Origin of the sequence: Nocardia tenerifensis NBRC 101015 (assembly GCF_000308715.1) — a bacterium.
Lineage (GTDB): Bacteria > Actinomycetota > Actinomycetes > Mycobacteriales > Mycobacteriaceae > Nocardia > Nocardia tenerifensis.
Map to the genome: position 1 here is coordinate 15,318 of NZ_BAGH01000370.1, position 23,777 is coordinate 39,094.

Consider the following 23,777-nt stretch of genomic DNA (forward strand, 5'->3'; position numbering starts at 1 on the left):
GTGACTCCGGCGCAGTGCTCAACCCGCGTCGGCGGGGCGCAGCACCGCACCGGGAGTGGGCCCCGACGGCAGGAAGCCGGAGGTGATGAACTCCCGGATGTACGCGTCGAGTGCCGCCTCGGTGATCGGCGGGCACTCGATTCCGGTGTCGGCGAGGGCTTCTCGGGTGTGCGCGTCGCTCCAGTCGAGATGCCCTGAGCCCAGGTAGTTCTCGCTCAGCAGTGCCGCGCGGACCAGGGAGTCGTCGCCGGCGGCATTGCGGCGCCGAGACTCCTCGGCGAGGGCCGCGCGCACCCTGTCGAGCGGGGCGATGGTCACCGGCAGGCCGTGATAGCGCAGGCATGTGAAGATGTCGCCCACCGTCACCGAAGCCTTGTTGACCAGGTGGTACACGGTCTCCGACCGTGGCAGGACGACGAGATCGACGATCGCGCGGGCCACGTAGGTGACCGGCACGAGGGAGACCGCCGCGTCGCCGACGTCCGGGGCGAGCCCCAGGATCGCGGCGGCGCGGATCATGTTCCAGAACGAGTCGCCGGCGCTGTTCACGCCCACGTTCGGGTCGCCGCAGATGGTTCCCGGGCGGTAGACGCCGATGGGGACGCCGCGTTCGCCGGCCTGCCGAACCAGTTGCTCCGCAGCCCATTTGGAGGTGACGTAACCGTTGTCCGGCAGTTGGTCGACGCGGAGCCGAACACTCTCCTCGATCACCCCCGGCACCGCCGTCGTGGGAACGGTGGCGCCCAGGGTGGAGACGAAATGCACCGGCTTGAGCCGTCGCGTCGTCGCCAGCCGGAGCACGTCCCGGGTGCCCTCGACATTGGCGGCGCGCAGCCGGGCGTACGGATCGATGTGATTGACCCGCGCGCCGTTGTGCAGGACGACATCGACGCTGTCGGTCAGGCGGTCGTAGTCGGCGTCGGACAATCCCAGCCGCGGCGCGCCGAGATCGCCTGGCACGGCGACGATCCGGGCCGCGAGGGTGTCGTCCCACAGCCGGTACCGGTGCAGGGCCTGTCGGATTCGATCCGTGCCCTGGTGCGGGGAGTCCGCGCGAACCAGGCACACGACCCGTGCGTCGGTGCGCCGCAACAGTTCTCGGAGCAGGTGCGCGCCGAGGAAGCCGGTCGCACCGGTCAGCAGGACTTCGCGTGGCGCACCCGCGTGCGCGGGCAGGCAATCGCGGCCGTGGATCTCGGGCTCGAGGACGGCGTCCTCGCCCGGCGTCGCCGCCCGGATCCGCACCGGCGCACCGCTCAGATGCGCCGCGAGCCCGCGCACCGTCGGCGTGCCGAGCAGCGCCGACATCGGCACGGCGCGATCGAGCCGGGCCGAGAGTCGTTGGTGCAGGGTGAAAGCCATCAGCGAGGAGCCGCCGAGCTCGAAGAAGTCGTCGGTCACCCCGATCGGTGAGACGCCGAGGACCTCGGCGAAGGCTTCGGCGATGGCCCGCTCCAGCTCGGTCTCGGGGGCGACGCCGTCCCGCGAGGCGAACACCGGCTGGGGCAGCGCCGCGCGGTCCAGCTTGCCGCTGGTGTTGGTCGGCAGCGCGTCGAGGACCACCACCGCCGACGGCACCATGTAGGCGGGCAAGGAGCGAGAGACGGACTGCCGCAGCACATTCGGGTCGGCGACGGCGCCGGGCGCCGCGACGACGTACCCGACGAGCCGATCACCGCCGTCGGACGGCTGCACCGCCACCGCCGCCTGACCCACGGCGGGATCGGCGAGCAGCGCGGTCTCGATATCGCCGAGCTCGATCCGGTGCCCGCGCACCTTCACCTGGAAGTCGCTGCGTCCGAGGCACTCCAGGGTTCCGCGCGTGCTCCAGCGCACCAGGTCCCCGGTCCGGTACATGCGCGCGCCCCGCTCGGCCGGGTTCGCGACGAAGCGCCCCGCGGTGAGCCCCGTCGCGCCGCGATAGCCGCGGGCGAGTTGGACACCGGCCAAGTAGAGTTCGCCGACCGCGCCCACGGGCACCGGCCGCAGCCGGGCGTCGAGGACGAAGGCCCGCGAGTTCCACTCCGGCACACCGATCGGCACCGTGGGCGCGGGATCTGCGGGGTCGAAGCGATGCTCGGTCATGCTGACGGCGGCCTCGGTCGGGCCGTAGAGGTTGTGCACCTCCGCGCGGGAGATCGCGTCGAAGGCCCGCGCGGTCTCGGGCGCGAGCGCCTCGCCGATGACGAAAACGGCTCGCAGCGAAGCCAGTTCGGTGGCGGTGGCGTGTCCGGCGAAGGTGGTGAGCATGGTGGGCACGAAATCGGTGAGCGTGACACTGTGCTCGGAGATCAGGGCGCACAGCGCCGCCGGATCCCGGTGCTCGTCCGGTCCCGCCAGCACCATCCGCGCGCCCGCGCGCAGCGGCAGGAAGTAGCCCCACAGGGATACGTCGAAGGTTGCCGGGGTCTTCTGTAGATAGACGTCCGCGGCGGTCACTTCATACCGGCGCAGCATCCACTCCAGTTGGTTGACGATCGCTTCGTGACTGACCACCACGCCTTTGGGGCGGCCGGTGGAGCCGGAGGTGTAGATGACATACGCGGGGTGATCCCCGCGCAGCGGGAGTAGTCGCTCGTCCCGGCGCACCGGCGCGGAATCCAGCCCGGTCAGGTCCAGGGTGTCGACGGCGTGCGCCGCGGCGACCGTGAACGAGTCGGCACTGGTCGTCAGGATGCACTGCGGCGCGGCCGATTCCAGCACGTAGCCGATCCGTTCGGCCGGATGGTCCGGATCGAGGGGCACCCACGCGCCACCCGCCTCGGCGATGGCGCACAGCGCGACGACCTGATCGATGGACCGGCGCATGGCCACCGCCACGACCGTCTCCGGGCCGACGCCCTGCCCGATCAGCCACCGCGCCAGCCGGTTACACCGATCCCGCAGCTGCGCGTAGGTCAGCGTCGCCGAGCCGCGGACCAGCGCGACGGCGTCCGGCGTGGCCTCGGCGTTGCGCTGCAAGGCCGCGCCGAGTGGTTCGTCGGCGACCGCGTGATCGGCTCCGGCCGACCAGGACTCGATCCGCCGCCGCTCGTCCGGGTGCACCAGGTCGATATCGCCGACCGCGCCCGCCGGATCGGCGGCGACCTCGTGCAGGACGCGGATGTAGGCGTCGAGGAATCGCCGCACCGTCGGCTCGTCGAAAAGGTCCGTGGCGTAGCTGAACCGGATGATGATCGGACCCGGCGCGCCGTCGGCGTCGTGCTCGTCCACCACCGCGATGTGCAGATCCGTTTTGGCCGTGCGCGTGTCGATGTCGAGCCCGGAGAAGGTGAGCCCGGGGAGCTCGAGGCTGGCCTTGCCGAAGTTCTGGAACGCGAAACCGACCTGGTACAGCGGGTGTCGGCCCGGGGAGCGCACGGGGTTGACCGCGTCCACGACGTGCTCGAACGGCACCTCGGAGTGCGCGAAGTTCACCAGATCCCGATCGCGCGTCCGATCGAGCAGGGCGGCGAAGCTCTCGCCGAGGTCGATCCTGGTCCGCGAGACCGTCGTATTGACGAACATGCCGACGAGATCGTCGAGGGCCGCCTCGGCGCGATTGGTCATCGGCACGCCGATGGCGATGTCGGTGCTGCCGGAGAGCCGGGACAGCAGCACCGCCAGGGCCGAGCGCATCACCATGAACAGCGTGGCCTTGTGTTCGCGTGCGACGGCGAGCAGTTCGCGGTGCAGGGCGGCGGGCGCCGGTCGCTGGGTGGCCGCCCCGCGCAGCGACGCGACGCTCGGCCGCGGTCGATCGGCGGGCAGGTCCAGCTCGTCGGGCAGCCCGGCGAGCTCGGTGGTCCAGTAGGAAAGCTGCTGGGAAAGCATGGAATTCGGGTCGTCGCGCGAGCCGAGCAGCTCCTGCTGCCACAGGGCGTAGTCGGCGTACTGGATCTCCAGCGGCCGCCAGGCGGGAGCCGTGCCCGCCGACCGCGCGGTGTAGGCGAGCGCGATATCGCGCGCCAGCGGGGCGAGCGAGGAGCCGTCGGCGCAGATGTGGTGCACCGCGCACACCAGCACGTACTCCCTTGGCGTCCGCAGCAATCGAACCCGCAGCGGCACCTCGGTCGACACGTCGAACCCGCGCCAGAGCAGGGCGCGAATCCGCTCGGCCACCGCGCCGGGCTCGGCCGTCGGCATCTCCTCGACGGCGAACCGCGCCACGACCTCGGCGGTCTCGACCGCCTGCTGACGCGGCCCCGCGGCGTCGGCGGGATACGTAGTGCGCAGGATCTCGTGGCGTGCAACGGTATCGGTGAAGGCCGCGCGCAGGACCTCGACGTCGAGATCCCCGGACATGGTGAGGGCGAAGCCGATATTGTCCACCGACGACTCCGGGTCGAACTGATTGCGCAGCCAGAACCGGAGCTGGGACGGCGACAGCGGTATCCGCGCGGGTCGCGGCCGGGCGAGCAGCGCGGGCCTGCCCTCGTCGAACCGCTGCGCCTGCAACGCCTTCGCCAACGCCCCGACGGTCGGATGGTCGAACAGCAGCCGGGTCGGGATCTTGGCCTGCCAGGTCTCGCTCAGCCGCGCGGCCACCTGGGTGGCGAGCAGCGAATTGCCGCCAGCGGCAAAGAAATCGGAGTCCGCGCCCCACTGACGCTGCCCAAGCACCCGCGCGAAGACCTCCGCGATCAACTCCTCGCCGGGCCCGGACAGCGACCGGCAGGGAAGCTGATCGACCGTGCGGGCGCGCAACGCCGCCCGGTCCGCTTTTCCGTTGGGCGTGAGCGGTATGCGGTCGATCACGGTGATCGACGCGGGCAGCATGTACTGCGGCAGCCGGCGGGCCAGCGCGTTCGCCAGCTCGTCGGCCGCGAGCGCGCGGTCCGGCTCCGGCTGGACGTAGGCCGCCAAAGCCGTGTCGCCCGCCGCGGTCTTGCGGTCGACGGCGACCGCGGCGCGCACCCCCGGCTGTAGCGCGAGCACCGACTCGATCTCGCCGAGCTCGATCCGGAAACCGCGGACCTTCACCTGATCGTCTGTGCGGCCGAGGTATTCGAGGTCGCCGTCGGTGCCGCGGCGCACGAGGTCGCCGGTGCGATACATCCGAGCGCCCGGCGCACCGTGCGGGTCGGCCAGAAAACGCTGAGCCGTCAGGCCGGGGCGATCGTGGTAGCCGCGCGCCAATCCTGGCCCGGATACGTAGAGTTCGCCCGCGGTTCCCACCCCGACCGGGCGCAGACGCTGGTCGAGCACCCGGCAGTTCATCCCCGACAGCGCCGCCCCGATGGTCACCGGCCGGTCCGGCGACAGCGGGGAGCTGATGGACACCATGATGGTGGTCTCGGTCGGGCCGTAGCCGTTGAAGAAGCGGCGGCCGGGCGTCGCCCAGCGGTGAACCAGTGGGGCGGGGCAGGTTTCGCCGCCGACGATCACCACGCGCAGCGGATCGAGCCCGGCCGGCTCCAGCGAGGCCAGGGCCGAGGGCGTCAGGAACGCATGGCTGACCTGCTGCCGCGCGATGAGGCTCGCCAGCTCGGCGCCGCCGTACACGGTCGGCGGCACGATAACCATGGTGGCCGCCGCGCCGATCGCCAGCAGCAGTTCGAGCACCGAGGCGTCGAAGCTCGGCGACGCGAAATGCAGTGTGCGCGCCGACGGTGTGAGGGCGTATCTGCTGACCTGCTCGGCACAGAACGCCGCGAGGCCGGCGTGCGTGACCGCCACGCCTTTCGGGCGACCCGTCGAGCCGGAGGTGTAGATCAGATAGGCGGCGTTGGAGATTCGCAGCAGCGCGGGGCGATCGATATAGGAGATGGGATTCGCCGCCGCCGCGTCGATCCGCGCGGCGAAATCTGGGTCATCGATGGCGAGCCAGCGCACGCCGTCGGGCAGTGCGGGCGCGTATTCGCCGTCGGTGAGCCCGATTTCGGCGGCGCAGTCGGTCGCCTGGAAGTGGAACCGCTTGCGCGGCAGGCTCGGATCGATCGGCACGAACGCGGCGCCGGTCTTGGCCACGGCCCACACCGCGAGCACCGAGTCGATCGACCGCGGCAGCGCGATCACCACCGAGCTCTCCGGCCCGGCCCCCATCCCGAGCAGCACCCGCGCCAATTGCGAAGAGCGTGCGTCGAGGTCGCGGTAGGTGATGTGGCTGTCACCGCACACCGCCGCGACGCCGTCGGGATTGCGCTCCACCGCCGCGGTGAGCAATGCGGCGAGCGTCGGTGAGTGCGACGCCGACGTCCGGCGGGAGCGTGCGCGACGAACGGACGAGGGGGTCCGGTGAATACCACTGGTCAAGCTCTGGTCCCGCCATACGAAGTGACATCGAAAAACAGACATAGGCGCAGGTGCTCGCCCATAAGCCCGGCGCGGAGCCACACTTTACGACATTGACCGGCAAGAGATTTCGGAATTCAACGGATCAACATCCGTTGGCTATCGCCCGTAATACACGCGCGCACCCAGCGGCGGCTCGGTTCCAGGCAACGCCGCTGCGCGTCGGCGAACAGCCGCACGCTGTCCAGGCCCGGCCAGTCCGGCGGCAGCATCTGGTCCGGGAGGCCGGGGTCGAGATAGGGGATGACGCGCCACTCATCGAGCAGCGGGACGAACCGATCGAAGGCGGCTCGGTCGGTGAGGTCGTCGAGGGTGAGGACGTCGCGGTGATGATCCAGGAAGGCGCGGTGGCGGGCGGCGAGGGCGGGCAGGTCCCACCACTGCGCCGCCGCCTCGCGCGGGGTGCCCGGCACCGTGAGTTCCGTTGCGCGAAAAGAGGTCACGTACTCGTCGAGTCCGAGCGCGGAGACGATCGAGGACGCCTCCGCCGCGAGGTAGTGCGGGCAGATCCACAGGCCCGCCGAGACGGTGCCGCAGCCGATCGAGGACAACCGGCGGCGCAGCTGATGCCGTGCGGCCCGCTGGGATTCGGGGATGCCGAACGAGATCAGGTGCCAGGCCTCACCGTCGGTCATCTGGCGGAAGCCGAAGATGCGCGGGTCGCCGCGGGTGTACATGGCCTCGGCGGCGTCGGTGATCCGGTATCCGCTGCGCCCGCCGCGGGTTTCGGCGTCGAGCACGCCCTTGCCCTTGAGCCGGGTGACCGCCGTCCGCGCGCTCTGCTCGGGCACGCCGAGCCCGGCCAGCAGGGCGCTGAAATCGGCGATGGCGATCCAGCCGCCGAGATCGCGGACGTAGGCGCCGAGCACGGTCCGGGCGAGCGAGGTGGCGCTGCCCGGCCGCGAATCGATGTCGTCGAGGACGGCGCCCGCGAGATCAGCGCGCGGCGAGTTCATCGCGGATCGCCGCGACCCCGGCGAGTACCTCGGCGTAGGTGGTGCTGAGCGGGCTCAAGCCGATCCGGATGCCCTGGGGCGGACGGAAATCCGGGATGACGCCGCGTTGCCAGAGCCGCGCGGTGATCTCCTTGAACCGCGGGTGATCGATCGTCACGTGCCCGCCGCGGCGGGCCGGGTCGGCGGGCGAGGAGACCTCGACGCCGAGGGGCGCGAGCCAGTGCGCGACGAGGTCGAGCGCGAACCCGGTGAGCGCGACCGACTTCGCCCGCACGGCCGCCATGCCGGCCTCCTCGATCAGGTCGAGAGTGTCCTGGATCGGCAGCATGCCGATGATCGCGGGCGTTCCGCTGATCACCCGCCGGATGCCCTGTGCCGGAACGTATCCCTGCGCCATCTCGAACGGGCTCTCCCGCCCCATCCACCCCCAGATCGGCTGCGTGAAGTCGGCGAGGTGCTCCGCGCGGACGTAGGCGAACGCGGGCGCGCCGGGACCGCCGTTGAGGTACTTGTAGGTGCAGCCCACCGCGAAATCAACTGCCCAGGAATCGAGTTCGAGCTCCACCGCGCCCGCCGAGTGGCACAGGTCGAGCAGGAGCAACGCGCCGACGTCATGGGCGACGGCGCGGAGGGCGGGGGCGTCGAGCAGATATCCGGAGCGGTAGGCGACGTGACTGAGCACCACGAGCGCGGTGCGCTCGGAGACCGCCTCGGCCAGCTCGCGTGCGGTGACGCCGCCGGTGAACTCCGGTTCGATCCACCGCAGCGTCAGGCCGAGCTCGCGCGCGATCGACTCCAGCAGGTAGCGGTCGGTGGGGAAGTTGTCCCGGTCGAGCACGATCTCGGTGCGCCCCGGCCGCAGCGCGAGCGCGCCGCGCGCGATCTTGTACAGCAGCACGGTGGTCGAGTCGCCGATGGTGGTCTGGCCGGGCGCGGCGCCGAGCACCGTCGCGCCGATCCGGTCGCCGATGGTCACCGGCAAGTCGAACCATTGCTCGTCCCAGCCGCGGATGAGCCGGCCGCCCCAGGCCTCGGTGACGAACGCGGCGATGCGCTCGGCGGTCGCCCGGGTGGGGCGGCCGAGCGAGTTGCCGTCGAGGTAGGCGACGATCTCCGGGTCGTCGCTGCCGAGGAAGCGGCCGGGGTAGTCGCGCAGCGGGTCGGCCTCGTCGAGAGCCTTTGCGCGCGTGGCGAAGTCGGCCTGGGTGTAGGTCATGTCGGTCAGCGTCCGATCTCGGTGCGTACGGCGAACAGTTCGGGGAAGAAGGTCAGGTCGAGGGCGCGTTGCAGGAAGCCGACCCCGCTGGAGCCGCCGGTGCCGCGCTTGGTGCCGATGGTGCGCAGCACGGTGCGCATGTGCCGGAAGCGCCACAGCTGGAAATTCTCCTCCAGGTCGACCAGCTCCTCGAAGGTCTCGTAGATCGACCAATGCTCCTCGGGGGCATCGTAAATCGATTTCACCAGCGGCAGCAGCGCCGGATCGAGGACGTAGGCCGCCGTGACGTCCCGCTCGAGCGTCGAGCGCGGCACGTCGAGCCCGATGCGCGAGACGTAGTGCCAGAACGCGTCGTACAGGCTCGGCTCGTGCAGCAGGGTCCGCAACTCCTTGTGCGCCACCGGATCCGACTCGAACACCCGCAGCATGCCGGCGTTCTTGTTGCCGAGAATGAACTCCACGGCGCGGTACTGATAGGACTGGAAGCCCGACGAGTTGCCGAGCACGTCGCGGAACTGGGCGTACTCGGTCGGCGTCAGGGTCGCCAGCACCGACCACTGCTCGGTCAGCGTCTTCTGGATATGTTTCACGCGCGCAATGCGTTTCAGCGCGACCCCGATGTCGTCGGCCTCGAAAGCCGCACGCGCCGCGCGGGTTTCGTGCAGGACCAGTTTGAGCCAGAGCTCGGTGGTCTGGTGCTGGATGATGAACAGCAGCTCGTCGTGGTGCGCGGGCTTGCTGACCGGGTGCTGGGCGCTGAGCAGGGTGTCCAGGTCGAGGTAGCCGCCGTAGCTCAGGCGCGAGCTGAAGTCGGTGACGATGTCGTGTTCGAGGGCGCGGGTGTTGTGCTCGACGGTCATGCGAAATCCCCTCGGTTGGGTGCTGCTTACCCCGACGATATGACATGATCGTGACGTACGCCAGCTAAGTGTCATGGTTGGGCACATGTCGCAGCCCTGCCTGCCAGTGGCCGGGTCGCCGGGGCAGCGACGATTCCGGAATTCGATCGACGCCCGAAAGGGGCGCGAATATTCGCCGCCATAATCGGCGCGCGCCGCTACCCGTATTTCGAAAAGTTCTTTGTAGGGTGTGGTGAATGACCGTGCGACTGGCTCGGGGGCAGGTAAATGTGCTCGACGCCGAGCACATCATTGTTTCGGTGCGGCACGGCGCGGCCGTCGACCTTTCCGCGTTGCTGCTCACCGCCGACGGCGTGGTGCGGGCCGACGCGGATCTCGTCTTCTACAACCAGCCGCTCGGGGAGGGCGTGCGGCTGATGCCGGGGGAGGCCGGTGCGCCCTGCGCGCTGGTGCTGGATCTGCGCGCGATCCCGGCGGGGATCGACCATGTGCGAATCGTCGTGGCCCTCGACGACCAGCAGGACAGCCTCGGCGCCTATCCGGGTCCTGAGCTGCGGATCGACGATGCCGCGGGAAACTGCCTGGGCGAGTACGTCATCGACGGGCTCGGTGAAGAATCCACGGTCGTCGCCATGGACCTGGACCGGGCCGGTACCGAGTGGCTGCTGCGCCCGCTGGGCCACGGCTATCACAGCGGTTTCGCCGCGCTCGTCGCCGCGCACGGGGTTGCCGTCGGGCGGACGCCGAAACCGCCTGCGCCGAATCAGCCGCCCGAGCCATTCGACGCGAGCCTGCTCGACATGTCGCGAGAATTGGCTTTGCGCAAACGCGACGGCGCCGAATTGACGCACGTGAAAATGGCGCTGGGCTGGGACCCGGTCCGCGAACCCGGCCGATTCGGGCTGCGCGAAGCCGATATAGATCTCGACGCGTCCGCATTGGTCTTCGCCGGCCGCGAACTCGTGGACGCCGCTTTCTATGGTCAATTGTCCTCCAAAGACGGCTCGGTCCGTCATCAGGGCGACAATCTCACCGGCGCGGGCACCGGCGACAACGAGATGATCGACGTCGACCTCACCCTGCTCGCCGAGGAGGCGTCGACGGTGGTCTTCGTCGTCACCTCGTATGCGGGCCACACCTTCGAACGGGTGCGCAACGCGTTCTGGCGGCTGGTCGACGGCTCCACCAACGTGGAGCTGACCGGCGGCAATCTGCGCGTCGGCGGTAAGCACACCGGCATGGTGGTGGCCAAGGTGCAGCGCGAGGCGGACGTCTGGAAGTTCCACACCGTCGGCGCGCCCATCCAGGCCGGCCACCCCGTCGAGGCGGCCGAGCAGGTCGCCCCGTACCTGTAGACCTAGCCGGCCGGCAGTATCCGCTGGAGGAACCGGACGCCCGCGTCGAAACCGTCCCGCATGATGCCCTGGTGGTCCGCCGCGAAGGTGCGGAACTCGTACCGGGTACCGGCGCGGTCGAAGTCGTGCAGCAGCGCGAGCGTCATCGGCAACGGGACGCTGGTGTCGAGCAGTCCCTGCGCGACGAAGATCGGGCGGTCGTATCCGGCGGCGGGCAGCCCGGCGTATTCGGCTGCGGCGCGGGCGAACTCGGCGTCGTGCAGCGAACGCGACAGCAGCGCGCCCATCGGCCGGCCGCCGAGCGCCCGCGCCCACCCCGGCTGGCACTCGGTGGAGATGGCTTGGAGCACCTGCCGACCGTCGGCGCTCAGGTACGGCTCGAGATCGAAACCCGCTGGGTCGCCGCGCATCCCGGCGAGCATGGCGGCGGCGAGCACCGCGAAGTCGTCCAGCAGCGGCCCGTTCGGCACGTACGGTCCGGCCAGTCCGATCAATCGATCGATCTGTGAGCCGGGCGCGAGCGCCGCGGTGCCGTGGAAGGACAGTTCGGGCGCGTAGGACGCCGCGAGGCTGCCGGTGCTCAGGGCCGCGTGCCCGCCCTGCGATACCCCGAAAACAGCCCAGTCGGCGGAGAGTTCGTCGTCGGCCTGCCGTGCCGCGCGGACGATATCGATCGTCGCGGTCGCTTCGGTGCGCGTATTCAGATACGGGTGCACCCGATCCGACACCGCGCTGAGCCCGAGGTAGTCGGTGGCCACGACGCCGTACCCCAGCCCGGTGAGCCTGCGCAGGTAGGGCAGGTCGACCGGAGCGGTGACGGAAGACGTTAATCCGCAGGCTTTTCCGAGCCCGGACGCCCCGTGGTCCCAGGAGATGATCGGCCACCCGCCCGCGGGCGCGGGCCCGTCGGGCACCAGCAACAGACCGCGCGCGAGGGCGGGCCGGCCGTGCGCGTCCTCGGTGCGGTAGGTGAGAACTCGGCCGGCCCCGGCATCCCACTCCGGCGGAAGTCCGTCGACCGCAACGAGATCCCCTGACCGCTCATCCGGTCCGGCCGCGGCCACACCCGCGGTCACCGTGCTCGCGACGAACACGACCGCGAGAAGCAAGCGAAGAGTGCCGAGCACGAGCGCCTTTCCGATCGATGGCTGTACCTCATTGAAATCGGGCGGCGCGCTCAGGGGAAGCCCCTGCTCCCAGGGGGCGCCGGCGACGCATTGATCGGGGCGGATTCGCCGAGGAGGATGGAGGGCGTGGGCAGCGGTGCGGATACTCGGGCTAATCCGTGGGCGGCGCTGCGCCCGGACGAGGACGCGGAGCAGGTCGGCACGGATGTGTCGGCCGCGCACGAGTCCTTCGTCGAGCGGGGCGAGGCGCCCGCCACGCTGCGTCGAGTGGTCCAAGCCTCGTGGGTGCGCAGCCGCGGCAACGGCATCGACCCGGATCGCCAGATCGGCCGCACCGCGCTGACCGGAGTGGAGCTGGAACGCTATCGGCGCACACACCCCATGTCGGCGGTCCGCCCGGTCGTGCAGACCCTGCTGGTCGAGGACGCCCGGGACACCGGGTTGCTGATCGCGTTGAGCGACGCGCACGGCCGATTGCTCTGGGTGGAGGGCGATTCCGCGGCCAAGGACCGGGCCGCGGACATGAACTTCGTGGACGGCGCGGACTGGAGCGAGGCCGCGGTCGGCACCAACGCGCCGGGAACCGCTCTGGCCCTTGATCATTGCGTGCAGATCTTCGGGGCCGAGCATTACAGCAGAGTGGTTCATCCGTGGAGCTGTGCCGCCGGGCCGGTGCACGATCCGGCGACCGGGCGGATACTCGGCGCGATCGACATCACCGGCGGTCCGCGCGTCGCGGCCCCGGAGGTGCTCTCGCTGATCAAGGCGACCGTGGCCGTCGCGGAGTCCGAACTGCGGGCGCACCCGGTGGGCACACACACCGCGCCGCGGGTGGAGCTGCTCGGCCCGCAGCCCGTGCTCGTCTTCGGCAGCGAGCGAATCACTCTGTCGCGCAGGCACTCCGAGATTCTGCTGTTACTGATGGAACACCCGGAGGGGCTCAGCACCGAGCACATCGCGGTGCTGCTCGACGAGCGCGACCTCGACGCGGTCACCGTGCGCGCCGAGATCTCGCGCCTGCGCCGGATTCTCGGCGGCGACACGCTCGGCTCGCGCCCCTATCGGCTGCTGGCGGAGCTCGATTCGGACGTGGGGGAGTTGCGGCGCAGCCTGCGCCGCGGCGACATCGCCGGGGCGGTGGCCGGGTACCGCGGTCAATTGCTGCCCGCCGCACGGGCTCCCGGCGTCGTGCGGGCCCGCGAATCGCTGCGCGCGCGCATGCGGGCCGCCGTCCTCACCTCGCGGGACCCGGCCATCCTCGGCTGGTGGATCGCCTCGGTGGACGGGCGCGAGGATCGCGGCGCGTGGGCGGCCTACCTGGCCTCGCTCGACCGGAACTCCTCGCTGTATGCCCAGGTGGCGGCCCAGCTCGCCATGCTCGATCGCGAACTCGGCGGTCGCTGAATCGCTCCCAACGATGATGCAACGTTGGCGTCCTAGTGTCGTGGGTCACAGGGGGGGCGCCGTGAAAACTAGGAGCATCGCGATGACCATCTACGCCCGTCCCGGTTCGCCCGAATCCCCGACGAGCTTCCAGCCCCGCTACGACAACTGGATCGGCGGCCAGTGGGTCGCGCCGGTCAAGGGTCAGTACTTCGAGAACCCGACGCCCGTCACCGGCGAGACCTTCTGCGAGGTGGCGCGATCCACCGCGGAGGACATCGAGCTCGCGCTCGACGCCGCGCACGCCGCCGCGCCGGCCTGGGGCAAGACCTCGCCCGCCGAGCGCGCGGTGATCCTGAACAAGATCGCCGACCGGATCGAGGCCAACCTCCACGCGATCGCCGTCGCCGAGACGTGGGACAACGGCAAGCCGATCCGGGAGGCCCTCGCCGCGGACATCCCGCTGGCCGTCGACCACTTCCGCTACTTCGCCGGAGCCATTCGGGCGCAGGAGGGTTCGCTGTCGGAGATCGACGCCGACACCGTGGCCTACCACTTCCACGAGCCGCTCGGCGTTGTCGGGCAGATCATTCCGTGGAACTTCCCGATTCTGATGGCGACCTGGAAGCTGGCGCCCGCACTGGCCGCGGGCAACGCCGTGGTGCTCAAGCCCGCCGAGCAGACGCCCGCCTCGATCATGTTCCTGTGGAACATCATCGGCGATCTGCTGCCGCCCGGCGTGGTCAATATCGTCAACGGATTCGGCGTCGAGGCGGGCAAGCCGCTGGCGTCGAGCAACCGCATCGCGAAGATCGCCTTCACCGGTGAGACGACCACCGGCCGGCTGATCATGCAGTACGCCTCGCAGAACCTGATCCCGGTCACCCTGGAACTGGGCGGCAAGAGCCCGAACATCTTCTTCTCCGACGTGATGGGCGCCGACGACGACTTCCTGGACAAGGCCCTCGAGGGCTTCACCATGTTCGCGCTCAACCAGGGCGAGGTGTGCACCTGCCCGTCGCGCTCGCTGATCCAGGCCGACATCTTCGACCGCTTCCTCGACTTGGCCGCGCTGCGGACCAAGGCGGTGCGCCAGGGCGACCCGCTCGACTCCGAGACGATGATCGGCGCGCAGGCCTCCAACGATCAGCTCGAAAAGGTGTTGTCCTACATCGAGATCGGCAAGGGCGAGGGCGCGCAGCTGGTGACCGGCGGCGAGCGCGCGATGCTCGGCGGAGACCTGAACGGCGGCTACTACGTGCAGCCGACCATCTTCACCGGCCGCAACGCCATGCGAATCTTCCAGGAGGAGATCTTCGGGCCGGTCGTCTCGGTGACGTCGTTCACCGACTACGACGACGCCATCGCCATCGCCAACGACACCCTCTACGGGCTCGGGGCCGGCGTGTGGTCGCGCGACGGCGGCACGGCCTATCGCGCGGGCCGCGACATCCAGGCCGGGCGGGTGTGGACCAACACCTATCACCAGTACCCGGCGCACGCGGCGTTCGGCGGGTACAAGCAGTCCGGCATCGGCCGCGAGAACCACAAGATGATGCTCGACCACTACCAGCAGACCAAGAACCTGCTGGTGAGTTACGCGCCGAAGGCCATGGGGTTCTTCTGATGCCGGGCGGCACGACGACGCGGGAACGGGCGCGGCGGTGAGCGTCGCCCCGCCCCGTCTGGTCGCGACCGCGGGGGCGGCGACGCTGTTGCGCCGCCTTCGCGACGCGCACGGCCCGCTGATGATGCACCAGTCCGGCGGCTGCTGCGACGGGTCGTCGCCGATGTGTTATCCGTTGGGGGAGTTCATCGTCGGCGATCGGGACATCCTCCTCGGCATCCTCGATCTGCGCCTTACGGTGGGCGAGGTACCGGCCGATCTCCCGTCCGCGGACGTCGACGCCGTCCCGGTCTGGATCTCCGGATCCCAGTTCGAGGCCTGGAAACACACCCAACTCGTCATCGACGTGGTCCCGGGCCGTGGGGGTGGGTTCAGCCTCGAAGCGCCCGAAGGGCTCCGCTTTCTCAGCAGGGCAAGAGCTTTCACGCCTGAGGAGAACCAAGCACTCGAAACGGCGCCGCCGGTAACCGGATCCGCCTACGCCGACGGCACCCGGCCGCCGACCCCCGATGCCGCCCAGGTGGTAGCGGAGGCCGCCGACGCCTGCCCGGTGCCGGCCCCTCCGGCATCGAGCTAGGACTCGTTCCCGCCCCGGATGATTCGGACGATGTCCGAGGCGTGGGTGCGGAGCAGGTCGTGGCCGGCGTCGAGCCAGGTCGCCTGGGTGTGCGGCAGCTCGCGGACGAGGCGGTCTACTCCGTTGCGCCAGTTCTGATTTCGCCAGAGGGTGCGACCCTCGGTGCTGTCGCCGGCCATCGAGGTGGACATGATCATGGTGATGGGGCGGTCGAACTTGCGGTAGCGGTCGAGGATTTCGGCGCGCACGGAGTCGATCTCGAGGTTCAGGTCGAGGATGTCGGGGCCGGTGAGCAGGATCTGGTGCGGGGTGCCCTTGGCCTGCTCGGCCTCCTGGAGCAGGGCGGGGTCGTTGAACATGGCGCGGAACTCGGGGAGGTCGGCCTCGGTGATGAAGGGCTCGGGCACCGGGTTGGCGCCGTCGATGAGGACGAGTCGGTCGAAACCGTCGGGGTGTTCGGCGGCGTAGTGCACGATCAGGTCCGCGCCCAGCGAGTGGCCGACGAGAAGGGGCGCGGGCAGGTCGAGGGCCGCCATCAGTGCGGTGAAGTCGCCGAGGAAGGCGTCGAAGGAGTATCGGTCACCGGCCGACGAAAGACCGTGTCCCCGAAGGTCGAAGCTCACCACGTCGAAGTCGTGCCGCAGCAGCTCGATGAGTTCGCGCAGATCGGCCTGGGTGGTGAGCAGGCCGGGACACAGAATCAGCGGTCGTCCCTCGCCGTCGCGGGACACGGGGATCGTGACCCCGTCGTGGTGGATCGTGTACTGGCGCATACCGGGTGACTCCTGTCGTCGAAATCTGTCTCCACAGTAGGGGCGGCTTGCGGCATATCTTGCTCAGGTAAGCAAACCGGGCTAGGGTTTTGCTCATGCAAGCAAGAAGTGGCTCGGGCAAGCAAACCGGGCGTACGTTCACCGAGGAAGGGCGGCGGGCGCAGATCGTGGCGGCCGCGATCGAGGTCGTCGCCGAGCACGGGCTGCCGAACGCGTCGTTCGCGAAGATCGCGGAGGTGGCGGGGTTGAGCAGCACCGGAATGATCTCCTACCACTTTCGCGGCAAGGGCGATCTGATCGGCGCGGTCGCCACCGAGATCGTGCGGGTGAACACGGAGTTCGTCGTCGGCAAGCTGGAGCGCGAGGCGGGCTATCCGGCCGTGCTGCGCGCCTACTTCGCCGCCAACCTGGCCCTGCTCGACGAGTACCCCAGGCATCAACGGGCGCTCGCCAGCATCGTGGCCAACGCGCGTCCCGGCGACCCGCATGCGGTGCGCCTGATCGAGCAGGTCGCCGAGATCGCGCGCGGCCAGGAGGAGTGGCTGCGAGAAGGCCAGCGGGCCGGGGCCTTTCGCGAATTCGACCCTGTGGTCATGGCGCTCGCCATCCGATCGGCGCGCGACGCCGCCGTCGCCCGCGCCGCCGAGGATCCCGGCTTCGACCCCGCCGCGTGCGCCCGCGAGCTTGCCGACCTCTTCGACCGCGCCACCCGCAAATCATGAAAGACCTTGGAGCCCAGATGAACGCACCGCAGGCGCCCACCATCGACCGGACGCCGGAGCAGAAGCGCGCCGCCGTCCGCCGCCACCTCCTACGACAGTTGCTCCTGGAGCTGGTGATTCCCCTGGGCGGCTACTACGCCCTGCGCGCCGCCGGGGTGAACCCGTGGCTGGCCTTGATCGCGCCGGCCCTGCTGATCGTGGGACTGCTTGCCTACCACGGGATTCGGGAGCGACGCGTGGATGCGTTCGCGCTGTTCACCCTGTCCATGATCGTGGTCGGCACGGTGATGACGCTGGTGACAGGCGACCCGCGCACGCTGATGGTGCGCGACAGCTGGATCTTCGGCGTGCTCGGCCTGTGGGTGCTGGCCACCCTGGCGACCCAGCGCCCCTTCATCCGCACCACGGCACGCGCGATCGTCACCGCGAAGATCGGCGAGGAAGGCTACCGGGAATGGGATGCGCGCTGGGACAGCGACTCTCGGTTCCGCGGTCAGCTGCGCTTGCTGACCGCGGTGTGGGGTGCGGCCTTCGTGCTCGACGCGCTGGTACGAGTAGTGCTCGCGTACACCCTGCCGCTCGACGCTATTCCGCTGGTGAGCACCTTGCAATGGTTGGTCGTGCTCGCCCTCGTCATCACCTTTCACAATATCTACGTCACCAGGCACGGGCTGAAGGTCTGAAAGCTGTTCCCCGCGAGGCGTTCAGGAGGCATGAAAATGCTCGACCGCGCGCTGGACGCGCAGGCCCGCGGCGAAGTCGGCCAGCGTCGTGGGCTGTCCGCGCATCGCGTCGGCGAACGTCGTCAATCGGGTGTGCTCGTTGCCGTGTGGACCGTTCAGCGCAACCTCCGCCCACGGTCCGCCGTCGCTGACTTCGAGCCGCGACCAATCGGTGATCCGGTACGAACGCTTGGTGCCGTAAAGGATCCACTCGTACGTCTCGGGTGCCGCCGTGACCCTGCCGGTGACGGTGATCGGAACTTCGCCCGCCGTATAGACGCCGACGGCGGAGGTCTCGGACCCGCTGCCGTAGCGCGTCCGGCTGAATGCCGGGGTGAGGGGGCCGAGCAGGCGGTCGGTGAGAAACAGGTAGTGCGAACCGACTTCGCGCATCAGCCCGCCTTGTTCGCGCCCGGCGACCCAGTGGGCATCGCGTTGAAAAGCCCTGGGCCACTGCGGAAACGTGAATCGCAGATCGACGCCGACGACCGTACCGGCCGCGCCGTGGTCGACGGCCCGCCCGACCTCGACCGCGGCCGCACGGTCGGCCAGGGTGAAGTTCAGCGCGTTGACCGCACCGGTCGCCGCAGCGACGCGGACCATCGCCGAGCCGTCCGTAAACCGTACTGCCAGAGGTTTTTCCGCGAACACCGCCTTGCCCGCCGACATCGCCGGAATCGCGTAACTCGCGTGGGTGTCCGGCGGTGAGGCGATGTACACGGCGTCGAGCCGAGCGTCTTCGATCAGGCGGGAAGGGTCGAGGTCGGTCGAGACATCCGGGTACCGGACGCTGATCCGCTCGACCGCAGCCGGATTCAGGTCGGCCACCGCGACTACCTGGAAATCGGGATGCCGGTACGCGACTTCGGCCATCTCCGTACCCATGGCGCCGAGCCCGATGATGCCCAAACGAATTCGCATATCGCTAAGAGTGGTCGCCAAAAATAGACAGCACAAGCGACGATTTCTTACGGACAGTTAAGTGCCACTGTAGTATCCGGCCATGCTCGACGTGCATCGATTGACAGTGCTTCGCTCGGTCGTGGAGAACGGCTCCCTCCAGGGAGCGGCCACGCGGCTGGGTTTCACGCCGTCCGCGATCAGTCAGCACATCGCCGCACTGCAACGGGAAACCGGAATGCCCTTGGTGGAGCGGCACGGTCGCGGCATCCGCCCCACCGAGGCCGGACTGCTCCTCACCGAACACACGCGCCGGATACAGGACGAGATCGCCCGCGCGGAGACCGCGCTCGCCGATCTGCGCGCCGGAAAGTCTCAGCGCCTGACGATTCGCTACTTCGCCACCGCGGGAGCGGTTCTCGTGCCGCCCGTCGTATCGCGGCTCGGCGTTCTGCATCCCGAGGTGCGGGTCGCGCTGCGGTGGGGAAAAGGACTGTCCGACAGCGAGTTAGCGGACGCGGAGATCATGGTGCTCGATGAGACCGTTCGTGTGCCCGCCGGACTGCGCGTCCTGCACCTGCTCGACGATCCCTTCGTCGCCGTGCTGCCGCCCGAGCATCCACTCGCCGCGCAGGAGGTCATCGAGTTGGGGCAGCTGCGTTCGGAACGCTGGGTCGACAACGAATGGCCGAGCACCCGCTGCCGGGAGACCATGCTGAAGGCCTGCGGCGCGGCAGGTTTCAGCCCCGACTTCGCGGTGGAGGCGCACGACTACGCGGCCGCCGCCGGTTTCGTCGCCGCGGGTCTCGGGGTAACGCTGATCCCGCGCCTCGCCCTCGCCGTCGTTCCCACCGCGTCGGTGGTGTGCCGCCCGGTGATCGAACCGGTTCCCACCAGGGCGATCGCCGTCGTGGTCAAGGCGGGCACCGAGTCCCAGCCGCCCCTGTCCACGCTCCTCGGCCTACTCCGCCATGAGGCCGAGAAGCACGGGTAGGCGCGGCATTCTCCGGGTCTTCACCCATCTTGGCATCACTCCAGCGGGGTAGCGGGGATCCCCTCTGGAGGTGATGAACTCATGGGATCATTTACCTATATTGGCCACCGTGTCTGTCGCCCGTGCCGCTCGCCGTCGCGTCCTGTTCGTCGCGGGACTGTGGTTGCTGCTCGCGACGGTCGGGATGGCCGGTGCGTCGGCCGATTCCGCGGCCGCGGGCGCGGATGTCTCGGTGGCGCAGTCGCTCGGCGATCGGGAGCTGACGATCGTGCTGCGGCGGGTGACCAGCGTGCCGGGCCCGCTGCGCGTGGATGTCGTCACGCACGCTGGCACCGCCCCCGGCCGGCTCGCCCTCGCGGTGACACCGACGGGGCCGCAAGCCGATTCGAGTCTGCCCGTCGCCGGCGCACCCACCGCGCGGGGCGTCGTCGAGCTCGGCGGCACCCCGGGGATGTACTCGGCCACCCTCGACATGGACCGGCCAGGCCCGTGGGAACTCGCCATCGACGACGGCGCGCGCGTGGCGCGCATCCCGTTCGTGGTGCCCGCGCAGGTCACCTCGCCGCCGGAGCGACTCGTCTACCTGGGTTTCGTGGTTGCCGGTGTGCTGCTTCCGGTTTCGGTGGTGATCGCGGTGCGGGCCGAGCGCAGCGCGTGGGCGTTGCTCCCGGCCGGCGGCATGGTGGCGGGGGTCGCGGTCTCGGTGACCGCGGCGCTGCTCTCGGCGTCGTTGCCGCTGCCGCCGCAGCCCGGCGGGCAGGTGGATCCCACGGTGGACACCGTCACCGACCCGTACTCGCCGAAACAACCGATGATCTCGGACTATTCGCGACCGCCCGTGCTGCTCACCGTCGAGGGTTCGGTGACCGCAGGACGGCCGGGCGACCTCGATCTCGTGGTGCTCGACGCGGCCACCGGGGCGCCCGCGGACGACCTGCTCGTGCACGACAGCGCGCTGATGCATCTGCTCGTGGTCGCTCCCGGCGGGGGACTGTCGCACCTGCATCCCATTCGAGTCGCGCCCGGCCGCTACCGGATTCATCTGACGGCTCCCGAGGCCGGTCGCTACGCGGTCTCGGCCGAGGTGGCCCGGCGCTGCGGTGGCGTCCAAATGGTGCGCGCGCCATCGGGTTTCGTCGCGCTGCCGGATGCGGCGGCCCCGCCGGTAAAGCCAAGCGTCCCACTGCGTCTCGGCGGCGCCGACAAATCCGCATCGATGGTTCTCGACGGCACCTCTATCACCGTGGAAGCGACGGACGCGGTGGCGGGCGAGCCGACGACCATCACCGCGAAGGTGGGCGACACCGCCGATCTGCAACCGTGGCTCGGCATGGTCGGCCATCTGATCATGGCGGGGCCGCTCCCGGACGGCTCGGACATCGCCGCGGCCGTGGCGAACTCGCCGGTGTGGGGCCACGCGCACTCCATGGGGCCGACCTCCATGCCGGACATGCCCGGCATGAGCGGCGGTCACGACATGAAGGATATGAGCGGCGGTCACGATGTGCCCGGCACAAGCAGTAGGCACGACCTGCCGGGCCAGCGCGGTGGGCAGGATATGCCGGGCATGGGCAGTGGGCACGACATGCCGGGCATGAGCGGCGAACACGACATGCCGGGGCAGCACGACACCGGCACCACCGCGCGCGGAGTCATGCTCATGCCACCGGTCAACGGCGAGAGCCCACCCGACGAAACCGTCGCCGCCTACGGACCGGACGCCCCCTTCACCTTCACCTTCCCGATCGCGGGCCGCTACCGGCTCTGGATCCAGGTCGAACGCGACTACACCGTGCTCACCGTCCCTATCGTGCTCGACGTCGCACCGGGAGCGCACCGATGAGCGCGGCCTTCCCCCGTGGACGCGCCCTCGCCGCCGCGGCCGCGGTGATCGTCGTAGCCGTCATCGGCTGGCTGGTATGGCCGAGCCCGCCGGAACCCGTCGTGCTGAAAACCGGTACGCCCCAACACTTGGTCACCGTCACTATCGACAGTCTCCGGCTCGGCGACACCGCCGTCGACATCGCGGTCACCGACCGCGACGGCGCGCCCGTCGACCATGCGGCCGTGCGAATTCAGGCGAACCAGCCCTTGATGGGTCACGCCGGAACTCCGGTCCAGGCCGCCGCCTCCGGGCCCGGCCGCTTCCACGCCGCGTCGGTGCCGCTCATGATGACCGGCCCGTGGGAGCTACGCCTGCTCATCGACGCGCACAACGCCGTCGACCAGGTCACCGTGCCGCTGTGGGTCGGCGGTTGAGAACATCCGCCCGCAGCAGGCGAAGAATCGAGGAGGGAACGCTCGTCATGAATCGTTCAGCACCGGCCGACACTGTCGAAGATGTTGGCACACAGGCGAAGTCGGACAACAGCACCGCGGCCCGCGTCGGCGCGTGGGGCGTGCTGCTCGGCACCGCCGTCACCCTCGTCGGCGTCAGCTGGGATATCCAGTGGCACAACGACGTCGGCCCCGACACCTTCTTCACGCTGCCGCATCTGTTCCTGTACTCCGGCAGCGCCCTGTCCGGATTCGCCAGCCTCGCCGTCGTTCTCGTCGCCACCTTCGCTCAGCGCGCCGGACGGCCGGTGCCCGCGATGGGCGGCACCCCCATCCGGGTGTTCGGCAGCAACCTCACGGCCCCGCTCGGCTACATGGTCGCCGGGGCGGGCGCGGCGCTGTTCCTGCTCTACGGCCTGCTCGATCTGCAGTGGCACTCGATCTACGGCTTCGACGCGGTGCTGAACACCCCCTCGCACGTGGCGCTGTTCCTGTCCATCACGCTCACCATGATCGGCAGCATCATGGTCTTCGCGGCCCACCGCGACCGGCGCTGGGGCCGAGCCGGGATCGTCCTCGCCATCCCGATCATGATCACGTTCTCGCCGATCCTCACCCAGGCGCTGGACAATCTCGAATTGCCGGTCGACGCAACGATTCTCGGCGTCGTCTTCTTCGGGCCGCTGTTGCTCGTGCTCGGCGCCGCCGCGCTGGCCCGCCCCGGCGCGGCCATCGCCATCGCGCTGGCGCTCGGCGCCTTGCAGGCGCTCCTGTGGTGGTTCTCCCCGTGGGCGGCGGAGGCCTACGCCACGGCGCTCGGGCTGCCGCTGCGCGACGGCATCGGGTCGCGCGCGCCCTCGCTGCCCGCGATCATGCCGATGTTCCTGATCGTCGCGGCCGTCGCGGTCGAGGGTCTGTTCTGGTTGGCCCGCGCCCGCGGCAACGACCCGAACAAGATCGTGGCGGCGGCCGGTCTGGTGACGGGAGTCGTTGTCGGCCTTACCTTTCCGCTCCAGCTACAGTTGGTCCACTTCTTCTCCCGCGTCACCCTGAACATCGTCGTGCTCTCCACGCTCGTCGCCATCCCCCTCGGCCTGCTCGCCGGCTTCCTGGCCGGCCGCTTCGTCCGCATGCTGCCCGCGCCCGCAACGGAGGCCGCCCGATGACCGCGCTGCGCAAACTCGCCGTCGCCGTGCTCGCGGCGATCACCCTGTCGCTGGTCGCGATCGCCCCGGCCGCCGCGTACGCCCCGGTCGACATCGTGCACACCGAGCGCGTCCAGGTCGGCCCGTACGTCATGACCGTGGGCTTCTCCACCTGGCCCATCCGCGCGATGAAGTCGCTCGACTTCACCTTCATGCCGGAGGGCGGCATCGCCGACAAGACCGGGACACTGCGCATGTCGGGCCCGGCCTACCACTCCTGGAAGCGCGGCGCGCCTTTCGTGCGCCACCCGCGCAAGCGCGAGTCCTGGGGACTCGACATCCTGGCCATCGACGATCCCGGCGACTACAGCCTGATCTTCACCCTCGACGGCCCGCTCGGCCACGGCGAAGGCAGCCTCGACGGCGTGCACGTCCTCGATCAGCCGGGCCCGCCGCTGCCGCTGAGCTGGACGATCGCGTCCCTGCCCCTGCTCGGCCTGATCGCCTTCCTCGCCGTCGCGTGGCGGCGCCTCCGGCCTGGCCGCCGGCCGCTTCCGCTCTGAGCCCTGTGTCGAAGTCCCCTCCGGGGGAGGACCGCCTACGTGTCGGCGGAGCGGACCGGCGGTAGATCGGTCAGCAGGTCGACGGCCGGGTGCGGCGCGGCCGCGTCCTCGGATCGACCGGTCGCGATCCGGTCGAGAGTGACGGTCACTGTTCCGGCACTGTCGATCTCGGTGCGCCGGTTGCCGCTCTGCTCGTCCACCAGCACGGTGGCGAGGATGCGCCGGCCCGGCGGGAGCACGCGGACGGTGATGTGCCCGTCGCGGGTCTTGTCCAACTCCCGGATGGCGACACTGCGGACGCGGGTGC

17 protein-coding genes and 2 pseudogenes are annotated in these 23,777 nt (G+C 69.9%); 11 read left to right on the forward strand and 8 right to left on the reverse strand.

What is annotated here, in order from left to right; all coding sequences use genetic code 11:
* Nucleotides 1-18: 18 nt before the first annotated feature.
* From ON39_RS29215 to ON39_RS29230, 4 genes and pseudogenes are all read right to left on the reverse strand, one after another.
* Nucleotides 19-6,144: pseudogene (locus ON39_RS29215) on the reverse strand (non-ribosomal peptide synthetase); the annotation flags it as partial.
* 206 nt (nt 6,145-6,350) lie between these two features.
* On the reverse strand, nt 6,351-7,229 hold the full coding sequence (locus ON39_RS29220) for a PaaX family transcriptional regulator (RefSeq protein WP_040739183.1): 879 nt from the start codon (nt 7,227-7,229) through the stop codon (nt 6,351-6,353).
* Nucleotides 7,210-8,445 carry a kynureninase gene (locus ON39_RS29225; RefSeq protein ID WP_040739184.1) on the reverse strand — a complete coding sequence of 412 codons (1,236 nt, stop codon included), beginning with the start codon at nt 8,443-8,445 and terminating at the stop codon, nt 7,210-7,212. The genes ON39_RS29220 and ON39_RS29225 overlap by 20 nt, the downstream gene beginning before the upstream one ends.
* Nucleotides 8,446-8,450: 5 nt before the next feature.
* On the reverse strand, nt 8,451-9,305 hold the full coding sequence (locus tag ON39_RS29230) for a tryptophan 2,3-dioxygenase (RefSeq protein ID WP_040739185.1): 855 nt from the start codon (nt 9,303-9,305) through the stop codon (nt 8,451-8,453).
* A 236-nt stretch (nt 9,306-9,541) separates the two neighbouring features.
* Between ON39_RS29230 and ON39_RS29235 the strand changes: the two genes are divergently transcribed.
* A complete protein-coding gene (locus tag ON39_RS29235) occupies nt 9,542-10,660 on the forward strand; it encodes a TerD family protein (RefSeq protein WP_051187294.1) in 1,119 nt (372 codons plus the stop codon).
* A gap of 2 nt (nt 10,661-10,662) precedes the next feature.
* On the opposite strand, the gene ON39_RS29240 is transcribed toward ON39_RS29235, so the two are convergent.
* Complete coding sequence (locus ON39_RS29240; protein WP_040739204.1) at nt 10,663-11,769, reverse strand: lipase family protein; 1,107 nt, start codon at nt 11,767-11,769, stop codon at nt 10,663-10,665.
* A gap of 144 nt (nt 11,770-11,913) precedes the next feature.
* On the opposite strand from ON39_RS29240, the gene ON39_RS29245 reads away from it, so the two are divergent.
* The 3 genes from ON39_RS29245 to ON39_RS29255 all read left to right on the forward strand — a co-directional run bounded on the left by ON39_RS29245 (nt 11,914) and on the right by ON39_RS29255 (nt 15,374).
* The gene (locus ON39_RS29245) at nt 11,914-13,191 is read left to right on the forward strand and encodes a sigma-54-dependent transcriptional regulator family protein (protein ID WP_246003045.1); all 1,278 of its coding nucleotides are present in this window, start codon (nt 11,914-11,916) and stop codon (nt 13,189-13,191) included.
* Between the two features lie 82 nt (nt 13,192-13,273).
* Entirely contained in the window at nt 13,274-14,797 is a 1,524-nt protein-coding gene (gene adh / locus ON39_RS29250; protein ID WP_040739187.1) for an aldehyde dehydrogenase, read from the forward strand.
* A 37-nt stretch (nt 14,798-14,834) separates the two neighbouring features.
* Nucleotides 14,835-15,374 (forward strand): DUF779 domain-containing protein, encoded by a 540-nt coding sequence (locus ON39_RS29255; protein ID WP_040739188.1) that lies wholly within the window; start codon nt 14,835-14,837, stop codon nt 15,372-15,374.
* On the opposite strand, the gene ON39_RS29260 is transcribed toward ON39_RS29255, so the two are convergent.
* Nucleotides 15,371-16,147, reverse strand: coding sequence for an alpha/beta fold hydrolase (locus ON39_RS29260; RefSeq protein ID WP_040739189.1), 777 nt, complete (start codon nt 16,145-16,147; stop codon nt 15,371-15,373). The genes ON39_RS29255 and ON39_RS29260 overlap by 4 nt on opposite strands.
* Nucleotides 16,148-16,242: 95 nt before the next feature.
* Between ON39_RS29260 and ON39_RS29265 the strand changes: the two genes are divergently transcribed.
* On the forward strand, nt 16,243-16,869 hold the full coding sequence (locus ON39_RS29265; protein ID WP_040739190.1) for a TetR family transcriptional regulator: 627 nt from the start codon (nt 16,243-16,245) through the stop codon (nt 16,867-16,869).
* Nucleotides 16,870-16,886: 17 nt separating this feature from the next.
* Nucleotides 16,887-17,552 carry a VC0807 family protein gene (locus tag ON39_RS29270; RefSeq protein ID WP_063713405.1) on the forward strand — a complete coding sequence of 222 codons (666 nt, stop codon included), beginning with the start codon at nt 16,887-16,889 and terminating at the stop codon, nt 17,550-17,552.
* A gap of 21 nt (nt 17,553-17,573) precedes the next feature.
* On the opposite strand, the gene ON39_RS29275 is transcribed toward ON39_RS29270, so the two are convergent.
* On the reverse strand, nt 17,574-18,512 hold the full coding sequence (locus ON39_RS29275; protein WP_040739193.1) for a Gfo/Idh/MocA family protein: 939 nt from the start codon (nt 18,510-18,512) through the stop codon (nt 17,574-17,576).
* 82 nt (nt 18,513-18,594) lie between these two features.
* On the opposite strand from ON39_RS29275, the gene ON39_RS29280 reads away from it, so the two are divergent.
* From ON39_RS29280 to ON39_RS29300, 5 genes are all read left to right on the forward strand, one after another.
* Nucleotides 18,595-19,485, forward strand: coding sequence for a LysR family transcriptional regulator (locus ON39_RS29280; protein ID WP_040739194.1), 891 nt, complete (start codon nt 18,595-18,597; stop codon nt 19,483-19,485).
* A 184-nt stretch (nt 19,486-19,669) separates the two neighbouring features.
* Nucleotides 19,670-21,328 (forward strand): DUF8832 domain-containing protein, encoded by a 1,659-nt coding sequence (locus ON39_RS29285; protein ID WP_051187298.1) that lies wholly within the window; start codon nt 19,670-19,672, stop codon nt 21,326-21,328.
* Nucleotides 21,325-21,744: a FixH family protein gene (locus ON39_RS29290; RefSeq protein WP_051187297.1), complete on the forward strand. Its 420-nt coding sequence runs from the start codon at nt 21,325-21,327 to the stop codon at nt 21,742-21,744. The genes ON39_RS29285 and ON39_RS29290 overlap by 4 nt, the downstream gene beginning before the upstream one ends.
* Before the next feature lie 47 nt (nt 21,745-21,791).
* The gene (locus ON39_RS29295; protein WP_040739195.1) at nt 21,792-22,928 is read left to right on the forward strand and encodes a hypothetical protein; all 1,137 of its coding nucleotides are present in this window, start codon (nt 21,792-21,794) and stop codon (nt 22,926-22,928) included.
* A complete protein-coding gene (locus tag ON39_RS29300; protein WP_085998280.1) occupies nt 22,925-23,470 on the forward strand; it encodes a hypothetical protein in 546 nt (181 codons plus the stop codon). The genes ON39_RS29295 and ON39_RS29300 overlap by 4 nt, the downstream gene beginning before the upstream one ends.
* Nucleotides 23,471-23,505: 35 nt before the next feature.
* Here the strand turns inward: ON39_RS29300 and ON39_RS29305 are convergent.
* A pseudogene (locus ON39_RS29305) lies at nt 23,506-23,777 on the reverse strand (hypothetical protein); the annotation flags it as partial.